This is a genomic window from Spongiibacter sp. IMCC21906, assembly GCF_001010805.1.
Taxonomy (GTDB): domain Bacteria; phylum Pseudomonadota; class Gammaproteobacteria; order Pseudomonadales; family Spongiibacteraceae; genus Spongiibacter.
In genome coordinates this window covers 1,812,594-1,826,112 of the sequence record NZ_CP011477.1, presented here as the reverse complement: position 1 = coordinate 1,826,112, position 13,519 = coordinate 1,812,594, and the positions used below count along the sequence as shown (strand labels likewise).

Annotated in this window: 12 protein-coding genes; 6 read left to right on the top strand and 6 right to left on the bottom strand. The window is 51.6% G+C overall.

Annotated elements, in window-relative coordinates; all coding sequences use genetic code 11:
* Positions 1-153: 153 nt before the first annotated feature.
* From IMCC21906_RS08345 to IMCC21906_RS08325, 5 genes are all read right to left on the bottom strand, one after another.
* Positions 154-573, bottom strand: coding sequence for a globin family protein (locus IMCC21906_RS08345; protein ID WP_047011785.1), 420 nt, complete (start codon positions 571-573; stop codon positions 154-156).
* A gap of 10 nt (positions 574-583) precedes the next feature.
* Positions 584-904, bottom strand: a complete 321-nt coding sequence (locus tag IMCC21906_RS08340) for a cytochrome c5 family protein (RefSeq protein ID WP_047011784.1) — start codon at positions 902-904, stop codon at positions 584-586.
* 50 nt (positions 905-954) lie between these two features.
* Entirely contained in the window at positions 955-1,518 is a 564-nt protein-coding gene (locus tag IMCC21906_RS08335) for a DUF3365 domain-containing protein (RefSeq protein ID WP_047011783.1), read from the bottom strand.
* Between the two features lie 147 nt (positions 1,519-1,665).
* Positions 1,666-3,009 carry a cytochrome c3 family protein gene (locus IMCC21906_RS08330; protein ID WP_047011782.1) on the bottom strand — a complete coding sequence of 448 codons (1,344 nt, stop codon included), beginning with the start codon at positions 3,007-3,009 and terminating at the stop codon, positions 1,666-1,668.
* Positions 3,010-3,029: 20 nt separating this feature from the next.
* The gene (locus IMCC21906_RS08325) at positions 3,030-5,033 is read right to left on the bottom strand and encodes an FAD-dependent oxidoreductase (protein ID WP_047011781.1); all 2,004 of its coding nucleotides are present in this window, start codon (positions 5,031-5,033) and stop codon (positions 3,030-3,032) included.
* A gap of 392 nt (positions 5,034-5,425) precedes the next feature.
* Between IMCC21906_RS08325 and rapA the strand changes: the two genes are divergently transcribed.
* The 6 genes from rapA (at position 5,426) to IMCC21906_RS08295 (ending at position 12,133) form a co-directional block, all read left to right on the top strand.
* A complete protein-coding gene (rapA, locus tag IMCC21906_RS08320; protein WP_047011780.1) occupies positions 5,426-8,335 on the top strand; it encodes an RNA polymerase-associated protein RapA in 2,910 nt (969 codons plus the stop codon).
* Positions 8,336-8,346: 11 nt separating this feature from the next.
* Positions 8,347-8,634, top strand: a complete 288-nt coding sequence (locus IMCC21906_RS08315) for a hypothetical protein (RefSeq protein ID WP_047011779.1) — start codon at positions 8,347-8,349, stop codon at positions 8,632-8,634.
* A gap of 60 nt (positions 8,635-8,694) precedes the next feature.
* A complete protein-coding gene (locus tag IMCC21906_RS08310; RefSeq protein WP_047011778.1) occupies positions 8,695-9,345 on the top strand; it encodes a cytochrome c oxidase assembly factor Coa1 family protein in 651 nt (216 codons plus the stop codon).
* Between the two features lie 135 nt (positions 9,346-9,480).
* Positions 9,481-10,389 (top strand): alpha/beta hydrolase, encoded by a 909-nt coding sequence (locus IMCC21906_RS08305; protein WP_047011777.1) that lies wholly within the window; start codon positions 9,481-9,483, stop codon positions 10,387-10,389.
* A 176-nt stretch (positions 10,390-10,565) separates the two neighbouring features.
* The gene (locus tag IMCC21906_RS08300) at positions 10,566-11,792 is read left to right on the top strand and encodes an NAD(P)/FAD-dependent oxidoreductase (RefSeq protein WP_047011776.1); all 1,227 of its coding nucleotides are present in this window, start codon (positions 10,566-10,568) and stop codon (positions 11,790-11,792) included.
* Positions 11,793-11,812: 20 nt separating this feature from the next.
* Entirely contained in the window at positions 11,813-12,133 is a 321-nt protein-coding gene (locus tag IMCC21906_RS08295; RefSeq protein ID WP_047011775.1) for a 2Fe-2S iron-sulfur cluster-binding protein, read from the top strand.
* 69 nt (positions 12,134-12,202) lie between these two features.
* On the opposite strand, the gene IMCC21906_RS08290 is transcribed toward IMCC21906_RS08295, so the two are convergent.
* On the bottom strand, positions 12,203-13,519 hold the full coding sequence (locus tag IMCC21906_RS08290; protein ID WP_047011774.1) for a glycosyltransferase: 1,317 nt from the start codon (positions 13,517-13,519) through the stop codon (positions 12,203-12,205).

Here is a 13,519-nt window from a genome sequence, read left to right as displayed (position 1 = left end):
GAAGCTTACTTTCGTCATTATGGTATGAGCTTCATCAAGCCCGCCGCCTTGCGGGCTTGATTGGCTTTTACAACATGTATCCATAGCTGTGCTAAAAACAAGATCACGCTGTGCAATCCCACCTTGGATAATCCGTCGTTACCTAAGCCGAAACTACTGAGCCTGCACCTCATCCGCAGCGGCAATCATGGTACTGGACAGCACCCCATACACCACCGTCCACGCTTCTTTTACCTCGGGGGTAAAATCATCCCCCAAACCTTTGTCCAAGGTATCTAGCAAGGCATTGCCCACCGTAACGTAATGCCCCGTTTGTACACCGTAAGCAACGTGGCGTTCACCCAAGCGTTTTACGACGGGGACCAAGGCATCTAAATTATCCAGTGAGCGTACTGCGGTAGCTAACATGGTCATCAACTTTTTACCCTGTTGTTCCATATCCCCCGAAAACATGGGTTTTAAAGACGGATCCAGTTCAAACAAGCGAGCATAAAATAGCTCCGCCGCTGTATCTGAAATAGGCTCAACTTTTGTAAAACTGCTTTGTACCAACTCTTTTTGTACAGGTGTCATGGCATTACTCCTATTGGTTTTCCACGGTGGACATCATATAAAGCACAGCGTTAGAAATATTTTCATCGCTTAAATCAAGCCTGCCGGCTCGAGCAGGCATCAAACCGTAACCCGTAATTGCATGGGACACTAAAACCTCGTGTCCCTGCTCTAACCTTGGTCCCCACATCTTGATGTTGCCAACAATCGGCGCGCCGTTTATGCCTTGGGCGTGGCAGACTTTGCAGTTAGCCACAAACACAGCCTCCCCTTTTTCAAGCCGAGGGTCCTTACCACACCCAGTTATGCCAGCCACCAACCCCGTCAGCATGGTAATAGCGTAGAGCTTCATCTTCGGCACCCTCCTTGTGGGCTCCTTTAATTTACAAAGGCACGCTCGATTTACAAAGGCACTCTCACCACCACACCGCCCATCACATCACCCAGTTGAAAATCAGTTTTGGGTGAATCTTTATGGCCGTTGTGGCAATCAACACACGGTGCTGCCACAGCAACGTCTGGGTAGACAGCGGTAAAATAATTCACCCCGCCCAGCTCCTCTTCGCCGTAGTAGTTTTCTCCCGGATTATCCACAATAAATTGCAAACCAATTTTTTCCACTTCGGTACGGGGTGCATTTTGCGAGTTCACCGGCCAGATAGACTGCAGGCTATAACTGAAATCACTGGTCATTTCCGCCACAGCCTCGGCGCCAAACCGAAACATCTGCGCCGGTAATGGCGCGCCATTATTCTTGTCTTGCCAATGCTCTTCTGGCGATATTGAACCGGAACCTGCGGGACCAAGCCGTTTGATAATCAACTTGGTGTAATTGGTGCGGTCTGCCTTCATTACCGCAAATAGCGAATCGGTATAAACCTTTGGTGCAATACCTCCGGCTGATTCAGAACCCCCGCAGGCAGTGAGCACAACTGCCGCGGATATAATAGTCATTACTTTTTTCATTTGTCTCTCCTCAAATTACCCCATAATGTTGTACACACTGTTGCCACCTCTTCTGTTAACGCTGCAACTTTCGGATCAGTCTCTTCCCAACCGCTCCAAGCTCAAACAAAGTTCTGCAAAAACAACGTTCTGCAAAAAACGCAAAAATCAGTTGTACACAGAGCTTCTATGCCCCTTTTTCTCATCTCGCTCCACCGCCATATCAATAGATTCAATATGCACACTGGGCTGCCCTTTAAAATTACGTTTAATCACTTCTGGATCAGCCAATGCATCTATCGAAAACGCCAGAGAATGGCAGCTCATGCACACCCCTCGAATCATTTTCTCATTGGGACGTAAATTGGCATTTTGATTATGCTGCACTCTCACACGTCCATCGGCAGCTTGGATACGCGGCATATGGCAAGTTGCACAGGTCACGACCTCATCGGGGTGCAGCCCTTCTTTTTCTGCAATTTGGGCATGAGGCGAGCGTTTAAAATTGCTCACATGCTCCGATGCGTGGCAGCCAACACAGGCTTCCACGGCAGCGGTTTTGGTGTCTGCACTATGGGGCGCGTGGCAACTGTTACAGCTTAATTCTTTATGGGCGGCGGCTTGATGCATCGGTATTTTTGCCGCCGCCACCGTCATTGGCGACAGGCCCATCGCCACTCGCATACCGTGTTTGCCCGCCAAAAATCCTTCAGTTTCATCACTGTGGCAGCTTGCACACACTTGCTGACCGGGGTGCTCTACCCAGCCTTGTTTCCCCCCCGAAGTCGCATCCTCAGCATGACAGCCGCTGCAGTTCACCCCCGCTTCGGCATGACTTGAATGCTGCCATTGCGCTGCAATTTCTGCGGTTATGTTGTTGCCTGCATCAGCCTGATTCAATTGCAATGATGGGTGGGGGTTCGCGCTAAACTGTTCCGCATTGCGACCAATCACTCTGGCAACCTCGGCAAACATTGGCGCTTTGGCATGCTCCAGTAAAAAGTCTTCATACAAAGCCATATTGTCGTGAAAGTTATGGCAGCCCGAACTGGCACAGCTCTCAAAATCCAGGCCTTCATGGCTGGGCCGGGTCTCGGCTACGTCTTGATGGCATTCAAAGCAGAAATCCGTGGGCAGCGTCACCCCCATAGCGTGGGTTTTGTCCAAACGGTGCTCGACATGGCAGGTAACGCAATACCGCGCATCTAATGCTTTTACCCGATCGGCATTGCGGGGGTTGGTAAATTTTGCCTTGGGATGAGAATCGTTCACCGCTTTTAATTCATCGCCGTGACAGTTGACACAGGCAGACTGCAAAACCTCTTTGCCGCCGAAGGGATCGGTATGACAAGCCGCGCATTCCAGCTCTATCTGGTGGTGACCCTGTGTGGTTTCACCCATCAAAAACACTCCCTGATCCTGCTTTGTCACCAACGGCAACGCAAAATAGCCTGCAAGGCCAATACTCAAAATTAACCACAACACCCAAAGCCATTTTTTGCCGCCCGCCATGCCTTGTTCTCACAACATCATTAAAAGTAATAAACTGAAATTACATGGAAGGTCAGCAACGTTGGCAGCGGCCAAAATAAGGCAATATGTCCCCAGCTACACCAGCGCCGCAGGCGTTTTCCCAACTGCGCCCCCAGCGAGGATTCTGTCGCAATAACGCCAGCGGTAATGGCACCCAACACAGCCAACGCCAAAAAGTTACTCATAAGATAGGCATTAAGATTCTCGCCCAGTCGCAAACCGGTGTGGGCCAACAGGATCAATAAGCACAACACCCCCAATACCGTATGAAACAAGCGCCAGAAATTAAATTTTCCAAACGAGAGCGCCTTAAGCCGTTTGTTTAGTGACAGGTATAAGCCCACAAAAGATAAACCTAACAGCGAGAAGCCACTAATTTGCTTATAGAGACCATTGGACCAAAGCGAATCAATATTGCGTAACCCATGCTGAACAGACACGGCATAGGGAATGGGGGTCGCTAAAGGAATGACAACGGCCAACAACAAGGCCACTAAACCAGCAATTAACAAACCACGCTGCAATGTGGCCTTGGCCGCTGTCTCACCACAGAGCTCAGCAATCAGTGGCGCACAGGACCCACACACGGTACTGGCACCACTGCGGGCAATCAGCGTGGATTTATCGCCACATTCGGCCAACATATTGCTCAAGTTGCCACGGTTCAGGCCCCGGCAATTACAGACCACGGCATTCGCAGGCCAGCGGGAGACGCCGCTCCCTGCGGTTGCAGGCCACAAATTACCGGTCAACACAAAACGTAGCCACTGACTTGGTGTGACACCGCGCTGAATACTCACGGCCTCTTGCACCCTCTTGGCTTCTGGCCACTCCCCCACGGCTATCGCCGCTGTCATTTTGCCTCGCCGAAAAACAAGCTTCCGGTAAATACCTTGGCTGCGATTGCGGTATACCCAGCTGGCGATACGCCAAGAACGCTGCCGTTCACCTTCCAGCTCGCCAACACTAAACACCGGCAAACCCACTACTTTCAGTTCAGTCGCGTTAATCGAACCGCGATACTCCACAGACTGACCACACAGCCGCGCGGCCAATACCGCCGCTTGCTCATAACCCGGCGCTACCAGACCATAGAGTTGACCCGCAAACTCTGCACATTCGCCAACCGCAAATACCTGCTCTGAAGAGGTCTGCAAAAATCGATTAACGACAATTCCTTGTGCTACCCCGATATCGGCTTGGCGGGCCAGTTCAATATTGGGCCTGATTCCCGCCGATAAAATAACCGTGTCACAAACAATTTCTTCGCCACTACGCAGCCTGACCCCTGCAACCTTGCGACGGCTCAAACCCTGGTCAGCGGTAATGATTTCTCTCACCCCTTCCCCTAAGCGCACCGAGATCGCTTTTGCTCTGACGCTATCTCTCAGTAGAGCTCCGGCTTCAGCATCCAGCTGGCGATTCATTAAACGATCGGCCTGCTGAATAACCGTGACATCGGTTCCAGCGCGCTGCATGGCTCTGGCGGTTTCCAAACCCAATAATCCGCCACCAATCACCACCACATGGCGACTTCCTGCTGAGCGGGCCATTAAGGCCTGGGTATCGTTTAAATCTCTAAAGGTATACACCCGTTGTGCGTCGACACCGGGAATACTGGGGCGAAATGGTTGGGAGCCCACGGCCAGAACAAGGTCGCTATAAGGATGCTGTTGACCTTGTGCATCCACAACCGTCCGCAAGCTGGTATCAATTTTTACAATCGAACAATTGTAATGGCAGTGGACTGCTGCCGCGGTGAATTTGGGCGGCGAATGGAGCTCCGACAAATTCGCTTCGCCAGCCAGTAAAGAAGAAAGACGAATCCGGTCATAGGGCTGCCATGGTTCATCCCCAAATAGCTGAATGGGCCGCGAACAACCCCGAGCAACCAATTCTTCGGCAAGGCGAATCCCAACAGGACCTGTGCCAACGATAATAATTGGCAGGTCCTTTTTCTTCGAAGGCGTGGGGGCCGTCTTGACGATATTGCGCTGCGCCATCAGCAGATGTTTCTCCGTATAGGTATCTATTGGGTCCACGGCATTGCTGTACCCTAGGTATGCAGTAGCCTGAGCAATTTGCTTGCCATTTCCTCACCAAATACATAAGCAACTGTTTTTAAACACTTTTATTAATTATTGATAAGAATTCGCTCAAGCAAGAAAACAAAGATGCATATTAAATGCACCATTAAAAATCCAATAACGCCTCAAAAATGGACATTTAAAGCATTTTCACCCCCAGTCAAATTCGCACCAAAACAACGCAAAAAGCCAATATTCCTGCCAAAAAGATGCACCCCAAATCGAGGATTAAGCCAAGCCAAACCTTCCACTCAGCCGCTCTGGCGCGTACCATTCCCACCCCCGAGAATGTGTGAACCCAGAGCCCTATGTCTTTAGTCTTTCTTCCCGGCCAGCGCTGGATCAGTAACCCCGAACCCGATCTGGGATTGGGCATTATTCTAGAAGCGGTAAACCGCCGTGTTGTTATCGCCTTTCCCGCCGCAGAAGAAGAACGAACCTACGCTGCCCAAGCCGCACCCTTATCTCGGGTGCAGTTTCAAAATGGTGATGAAATCTCAGTGCCTGATCAGGGCCGTCTTGTCGTTACCGACCAACAGGAACACAACGGTTGCATTGTGTATTTTGCCGAGGACGACCAGGGTGAAATCCACCCCGTTCCCGAACAAATACTGAGTGCCGTTATCAGTCTTAGCGGCCCCAAAGAGCGCATGCTGGCAGGTCAGCTGGAGCACCCAAAGCGCTTTGAACTAAGAGCCGCCACCCTGGAGCAACGCAATACCGCCCAAGCGGCCAATACCTTTGGCCTACTCGGCCCCCGGGTCCAGCTGCTCCCCCACCAGCTTTACTTGGCTAAAGAAATTGCCAGCCGTCCACAACCTCGGGCATTGTTAGCGGATGAAGTGGGACTGGGTAAAACCATAGAAGCCGGTTTAATTATTCACCAGTTATTGCTGAGCGAGCGCGCTAAGCGCGTGTTGGTGATGGTTCCCGACAGTCTGGTTCATCAATGGCTCGTAGAAATGCTGCGGCGTTTTAACCTGCACTTTACGGTACTGGACGAAGCCCGCTGCGCATTGGGCGACGAGCCAGAAGACCTATTCGCCATGGATGACATGGACGATGAACCCGACGAAGCCGCGCTAGCGGCACTGGAAAGCAAAGAAGACAACCCCTTTGAGAGCGCCCAGCTGGTCATTTGCTCGGTGGATTGGTTAACCGATGATGTCCAGCGCCGACAGCAAGCATTAGATGCGGGCTGGGACGTAATGGTAGTGGATGAAGCACACCATCTGGACTGGCAAGAAGACGGCAGCTCCTCGGCCGAGTATCAATGCGTAGAGCAATTTGCCGGGCAAATTGCATCGGTTCTGCTGCTCACGGCGACCCCTGAAAATACCGGTGTCGAAGGTCACTTCGCTCGGCTGCGACTGCTAGACCCTGAGCGTTTTTCTAGCCTTACCGACTTTAAAGAAGAGCAAGCCGCCTACGAAGGCATCAGCGATTTAATTCAGGGCCTGCTCGACGCGCCCGAACAAAACCTGCAAGACAAGGCATTTTGTACAGCCTTGGCCGATTACCTCGACGACGAGCAGCTTACGTCCTTACAAAACCAGGCCGATGCCGAGAGCATCGACAATACCGTTCGCGACCTGCTGGACCGCTTTGGCACCGGCCGACTCCTGTTTCGCAACACACGTAACTCCGTGGGCGGTTTCCCCGCCAGACAACTACAGGCACACCCCTTAGCTGCCCCCGCAGATTATGTAACCGCTGCGGCCGATGCCTCATTAACGGAGTTGCTACGTCCCGAACAGCTGCTGGGTGACAACTGGTTAAAAACAGACCCCAGAGTACAGTGGCTAGAAAAATATTTGCTGCAACTCGACGACGAAAAAGTGTTGCTCATCTGCGCCGACGCCAACACCGCCCAGGATCTTGAACTGTATTTGCGGATACGCCGGGGCATTCCCAGTGCACTCTTTTTTGAAGGTCTCAGCCTGCTGGAGCGAGATCGCGCCGCCGCCTATTTTGCAGACCCGGAAGATGGCGCCCAATTATTAGTGTGCTCGGAAATTGGCAGCGAGGGCCGCAACTTTCAGTTTGCCCAACATCTGGTGTTATTTGACTTACCCCTCAATCCCGACTTGCTGGAACAACGCATTGGTCGACTCGACCGTATCGGCCAACAAGGTGATATTCAGCTCCACGTCCCCTATTACCAAGACAGCGCCCAACAGCGCTTACTAAGCTGGTACAACGACGCATTGGGAATCTTTCAATCGCCCTGCACCATCGGCGATGCCATGATGACCCACTTTGGTAGCGAGCTACAGCAAGAGCTGAAAACGGCCAGCGCCAATTTTGATGCGCTGTTAAGCCAAGCAAAAGAACAGGCACAAAATCTGAGAGACAGCCTCAGCCGTGGCCGCAACCGTTTGCTGGAGCTTAACTCCTGCAAACCCGACGAGGCTCGAGCCTTAGTAGAGCAACTCGAGGCCGAACAACGCAGCGATGCGCTAGCCAGCTATATCGAAATATTTACCGACCAGTTCGGCTTAGAGCACGAAGAACACAGTGAAAACGCCGTGATTCTTCGCCCCGGCGACCATATGCAAATTGACGCGCTGCCCTTTTTGCCAGAAGAAGGCATCACCGGTACCTTTGATAGAGACCGGGCGCTGAGCCGAGAAGACATGGCCTACTTCAGCTGGGAACACCCGCTAGTGCGCAGCGCCATGGATATCATTCTCAGCGGCGACTTTGGTAGCGCCTCGCTGTGTACACTGCCGGTAAAAGGTTTAAAACCGGGAACACTGTTATTAGAAGTCTTCTTCAACCCCGCCTTACACGCTCCGGCATGGCTGCAACTGCAACGCCAATTACCGGCCCAAAGCCTGCGTTTGGTCATAGACAACGATCTGCGCGACCTCAGTAAAGGTGTGGCCCACAGCAAATTGAACCAACTGTGTAAGAGCGTAAAGAAAACCCTCGCTCCGGCGCTATTACGAGAAGTGAGAGAAAGCCTCGGCACGATGATCCAGCACTTGGAAAGTCAGGCCAAAACCGAGTCGGAAAACTGGCAACAACAGGCACTGGCAAACTATCGTCAGGAACGCGATCAAGAACGTCAACGCATGGTCCACTTAATGGACCGCAATCCTGATATCGATGACGCGGCTCTGGCAAAGTTTGACGACGATAGTCAGCGTGGTGAAGACGCCCTCAGTTCACTCAAACTCAATATGGCTGCCCTACGCCTTGCGGTCGTCAGCTAAGGAACACTGAAATGTACCTGTTCTCTATTAATGCTGTATCCAAAACCACCCAAGGTGATTTTAAAGAGGGAGAGGAAGTCCCCTTTATTGTCTACATCGACTTTGTTGACCTGTTTGGCGCAGAGCAACTCGCCAAGCTGTTTGTTATGAAAGAAGGCTTTCGCGATGTCAACATCGACAAGCGCAAACACCTCGACAACCGGGTATTAGCCGACAAAAAAAGCGGGCTGGGTAAAGACCCGCAAATTCAGGAGGCCAAGGAAAAAGGCTACTGTGTACAGGCTTTTAACGCACATTAATATCACGGTTTAATCGTATCCTTTGCCGTTTAGAGCAGCAAAAAACTGGAGACAAGAACCATGGATGAGCCGCTCCAAAACACCTCTGGGCAAGGGAAAAATGCCGAAATACCTGCAGAGATCCGCGGCTGGAATTGGGGCGCGTTTTTCCTAAACTGGATTTGGGGCATCGCTAACGGCAGCTTTATTGCCCTGCTGATGTTTGTTCCGCTGCTTAACTTCATTATGCCCTTTATCCTTGGCGCCAAGGGTAATCAATGGGCGTGGCAAAACCGAATATGGCGCGATACCGCCCACTTTAAATCAGTACAACGAAAATGGGCTGTGGCTGGCCTCATCATTTTTGTGGTCATTCTCCCCAGCTGCATTTCTCTGCCCATCACCATGATGCGTAGCAGTGAGGCCTTTAAAATCAGTTTTGCCGCCATCCAAGAAAACCCCGCAGTGATACAGGCAATGGGCGAGCCCCTATCGGCAGGCTGGTTTGTCACTGGCAGTATCAACAGCTCAGGCCCCAATGGCAGCGCTGCCTTAAACTACTCAATATCCGGTCCCAAGGCGGAAGGCAAAGCCAATGTTTACGCCAATAAATTTGGCGGCCAATGGGGCTTACATACCCTGAATGTGATACTGGCCAACGGCCAGGTAATCTGGCTGGTCCCCGCAAAGCAAACTAACGCCAGTCAACACAATTTCTCACCCTCAAATTAACACTCAAATCATGCCGCTTTGATTCAGCCAAATCGATAGTCCACTATCGTCGATATTTACTCAAATACACACCAACGTGCTATAACCTGCCTAACAATAAAGGCGTTAGACAGAACAGAGGGAGGCAAGACGCCAATGAGTTGGCAAAGTTATTTATTGAACATACTGCTACGACTAAACAGAGGGTTGCTGCAGCATTTTGACCACCTGAGCAACCTGCGTCGGACCTTTGCTCGGCTAGATACCTGGCAGGGTAAAAATAAAGCTATCAGCCAAGGCTGGGATCATTACGGCTGCGGCGACTATCAAGTTGACCGCTATCATGCACGCAATGCGCCTGAGCTGCCTAAAGCAGAACAAAAGCTCATGTTGTTTCTACATGGCGGCGCGTACAGTTTGCGCTCACCTAATTTATACAAAATCACCATCACCGAAATCTGCGACGCGCTCAATTGTATCGGCATCATGCCTGACTACCGTTTAGCTCCCGAATACCCCCACCCAGCAGGTATTGACGACTGCATTTTGTGCTATAGCAAACTGCTGGAAGAAGGCTATCTCGCCAAAAACATCATTATTGCCGGCGACTCAGCCGGTGGCGGCCTAACGGCATCGGTACTGCAAGCCACCCTTCACAACCCAGACCATCGCCCCGCCGCAGCAGTGTTAATCTCCCCCGCTGGGGACTGGTCGTTTAGTGGTCGCTCGTATTTCGTCAATGAAGCTAAAGATCCCATGTTCCGAATCGGCTCATTCTTGTTTTTGCGCCACCTCTATCTTGCAGGCCAAAATATGATTGACCCCACCGTATCGCCGCTTTTTGGCAGCTTCAAAAATTTCCCGCCCTGCTTTTTCACCACCAGCACAAGCGAGTTATTAAGAGATACCGCCGTCGCCATGCACGAGCAGATTATTGCCGAGGGCGGCGAAAGCGAGCTGCATATGGCCAATGGCCTTTGCCATATTTATCCTTTCTTTGGCTTTCTTCCCGAAGCCAAACAAACCAAGGCCGAGATCATCGCTTTCTGCCAGCGGCACTGGTAAACCAACTGTCATCATTTAATCAAAACTTAAAAACACCTTAGTGGGTGATTTGTCCTAAATTGCCCCTTCCCGGTAACCACTGGGGCATGGTCATCGCTTTTGGCTCGGTATAATATGTCGCACTCACTGATATAAACCACGACAAAGCAACGATAAAATTAAAGAGAACAGAAGCTATGAGTAATGAACATTGCGTCATCGTAGGGGCCAGCCATGGAGCCGCCTCGCTGGCCGCCGCCCTGCGTACCGAAGGTTGGGAAGGTGCGATTTCTATTGTAGGTGACGAACCACATCTGCCCTACCACCGGCCGCCACTGTCTAAAGCCTATTTTTGTGGCGACAAATCTGGCGATGAAATTCTGATTCGACCCGACTCGTTTTATGAAAGTAATAATATCGACATGGTGCTGGGCTCACGGGTCGTTGATATTGATCTTGACGCTAAAAAAGTCGTTCTCCACGATGGCGGCGACATTCCCTTCACTAAGCTGGCTCTCACTACTGGCGCCAAAGTACGCAAAATCCCGATTCCAGGTAGCGAACTGAATGGGGTCTATTACCTCAGAGATTTGAAAGACGTCGATCAAATCAAAAAGTACGTTACCAAAGGCAAGCGCGCGGTCATTGTTGGCGGCGGCTACATCGGTCTGGAAACCGCCGCATCACTGCGCAAACTGGGCATGGAAGTCACCGTATTAGAAGCCCTGCCACGGGTACTGCAACGGGTGACGGCCCCTGAAGTCTCAGCTTTTTACACCCGTGTCCATCGAGAAGAAGGCGTGGATCTGCGCACCGAAGTAGGTATAGAAGCCATTACCGGTGACAACAAGGTACGGGGCGTAAAACTCGCTGACGGCAACAGCATCGACTGCGATTTGGTAGTGATTGGCGTTGGTGTCATTCCTGAAACCGAGCTTGCAGAAAAAGCCGGTTTAAAAATCGACAACGGTATTGTGGTCGATGAACACGCCCGCACCAGCCATCCCGATATTGTCGCAGCTGGCGATTGCACCAGCCACTACAACCCCATTTACAAAACCACACTTCGTCTTGAGTCAGTGCAAAATGCAACCGATCAAGCGCGAATTGCTGCGAAAACGCTCTGCGGCAAGCCAGTTGTGTATAATGCCTTGCCGTGGTTCTGGTCTGATCAATATGACCTCAAGCTGCAAATTGCCGGACTATCACAAGGTTTCGACCAAGTGGTTGTGCGCGGCAGTGTAGAATCAGGCCGCAGTTTTGCCGCGTTCTACTACAAAGAAGGCCGGATGATCGCTGTTGATGCCGTCAACCGCCCCAAAGAATTCATGATGAGCAAACGCGCTCTGACTGAGGGTAAAACTGCAGACCCCAAACTGGTCGCTGATGAATCAGTTGAAGTAAAAGATATTTTTATTCCCTGACAGGATTGATAGGAACAACTATGCCCGCTATTAAATTTGTAAGTCATGACGGTAATGAAGTAGACGTCCAAGCAGAAACCGGGACTACCGTTATGCAAGCTGCTATCGACAATGGCATTGATGCCATTCTCGCTGAATGTGGTGGCTCTTGCAGCTGCGCCACCTGCCACTGTTACGTAGACGAGAAGTGGATGGATAAAGTCGGCCCCGCCACGGATATTGAGCAGGATATGCTCACCTGCGTGCTGGATCCTGAAGACACCAGCCGCTTAAGCTGCCAGATTACCGTCACCGACGAAATGGATGGTCTGGTTATCAAACTCCCCGAATCGCAGTATTAAGCGCCTCAGTATTAAATACTGATTGCCGCCATCAGCATTATCAGGCCAGCCACGCTGGCCTTTTTCTTTTTAGCTCAGCGCTTTCACGTCTCTCTGGCTGCTTTCCATGGCAGTGCTTGTCAAAAGCCCCCACGCTGTTAACTGATCTATTGCCACCCGCACTCCGTCTTCTGATCGCATTTGGTCGCCAAGCGCAGCTGCCCGGCGCACAACTGCCTCATCTAAATTAAAATGGATGGCTGCCAGCAACTGCTCCACCGTTATGTTTTTACGCGTTAAACCCGGCGGTGCCACCCCCAGCTGGTTTAGCCGCCAAGCCCAAAAAGGTTGGTCACCAAAAAAGGGAATCACCACCGAGGGAATACCTGCCCGCAGCGCCGCCGCGGTAGTTCCCACCCCACCGTGATGTATCGCCATCGACATCTGGGGTAATAACCAGTCATGGGGAGCGGCATCGATAACACAGATGTCGTCATCGTCCAGCAAGCTGGCCTCTAACCCGCCCCAGCCGGTGGCCACCACCGCACGCTGCCCTGATTGCTTAATAGCCTGATAAATTATTTTGCTAAACTCATCCGTCTCAGTGCTTAACATGCTGCCAAAACCGATATAAACCGGTTTTGAATCTGCGGGGCTTGTCGCCAAAAAGTGGGCCAATTTAGTAGGTGCTTGCCAGTTCTGCCCTTCATCTAAAAACCAGTTACCCGCAACGCGGACGCTATCCGGCCAACTGGAAGATGGCGTCACCAGCGTTGGACTAAAACCATACAACAGCCGATGATTTACCCGATCACGGCGAAAATACGGTCCGTACCAAGGAATCGCATCTAGCCCCAGCGCCCGCCGCAGTGGACTATAGGCAGCGCTTAACATCTGCCAGGTCAACACCCGCAGGCTGTGATACAGCGCCAAATTCAGCCTTCCCGGTAGCGGTCGCTTAGGGGGCTTTAGCATCATCGGCGGAATATCCCCACAGGGCGTTACCGGTTGCAAATGCGTTTCTACCACCGGAATCGACAACGACTCGCCCAGCGATGCCGCCAGTACTGACACCATGCCATTGCCCAGCAGCAAATCAGCGCCTTTGGCAGCGGCCAAGCCTTGCTCTGCCCAATCTACCGACATCTCTGCCAAGGCTTTTCTGGCAGTGCGTACAAACTTTAGAGGATTTAAGCCTTTTTGCAGGGCCTTTGGATCATTTGCCATCCATTCCAAAAAATCGGCTGTCAGCGGCGCATAGCTAATTCCAAACCGACGAACCAGCGCTTCGCAACTCTTGCCACTGGCAATACAAACCTCGTGCCCCTGGGCTTGTAAGCCTAGGGCTAAGGCCACAAACGGCCGCACATCGCCTTGGGTGCCGATTGAAAACACAGTAATTCTCAT

What these genes read in the sequence shown, in the direction of transcription:
- IMCC21906_RS08345 (WP_047011785.1), bottom strand. Translation starts at nt 573, where the DNA reads ATGACACCTGTACAAAAAGAGTTGGTACAAAGCAGTTTTACAAAAGTT.
- IMCC21906_RS08340 (WP_047011784.1), bottom strand. Translation starts at nt 904, where the DNA reads ATGAAGCTCTACGCTATTACCATGCTGACGGGGTTGGTGGCTGGCATA.
- IMCC21906_RS08335 (WP_047011783.1), bottom strand. Translation starts at nt 1,518, where the DNA reads ATGAAAAAAGTAATGACTATTATATCCGCGGCAGTTGTGCTCACTGCC.
- IMCC21906_RS08330 (WP_047011782.1), bottom strand. Translation starts at nt 3,009, where the DNA reads ATGGCGGGCGGCAAAAAATGGCTTTGGGTGTTGTGGTTAATTTTGAGT.
- IMCC21906_RS08325 (WP_047011781.1), bottom strand. Translation starts at nt 5,033, where the DNA reads ATGGCGCAGCGCAATATCGTCAAGACGGCCCCCACGCCTTCGAAGAAA.
- rapA (WP_047011780.1), top strand. Translation starts at nt 5,426, where the DNA reads ATGTCTTTAGTCTTTCTTCCCGGCCAGCGCTGGATCAGTAACCCCGAA.
- IMCC21906_RS08315 (WP_047011779.1), top strand. Translation starts at nt 8,347, where the DNA reads ATGTACCTGTTCTCTATTAATGCTGTATCCAAAACCACCCAAGGTGAT.
- IMCC21906_RS08310 (WP_047011778.1), top strand. Translation starts at nt 8,695, where the DNA reads ATGGATGAGCCGCTCCAAAACACCTCTGGGCAAGGGAAAAATGCCGAA.
- IMCC21906_RS08305 (WP_047011777.1), top strand. Translation starts at nt 9,481, where the DNA reads ATGAGTTGGCAAAGTTATTTATTGAACATACTGCTACGACTAAACAGA.
- IMCC21906_RS08300 (WP_047011776.1), top strand. Translation starts at nt 10,566, where the DNA reads ATGAGTAATGAACATTGCGTCATCGTAGGGGCCAGCCATGGAGCCGCC.
- IMCC21906_RS08295 (WP_047011775.1), top strand. Translation starts at nt 11,813, where the DNA reads ATGCCCGCTATTAAATTTGTAAGTCATGACGGTAATGAAGTAGACGTC.
- IMCC21906_RS08290 (WP_047011774.1), bottom strand. Translation starts at nt 13,519, where the DNA reads ATGAGAATTACTGTGTTTTCAATCGGCACCCAAGGCGATGTGCGGCCG.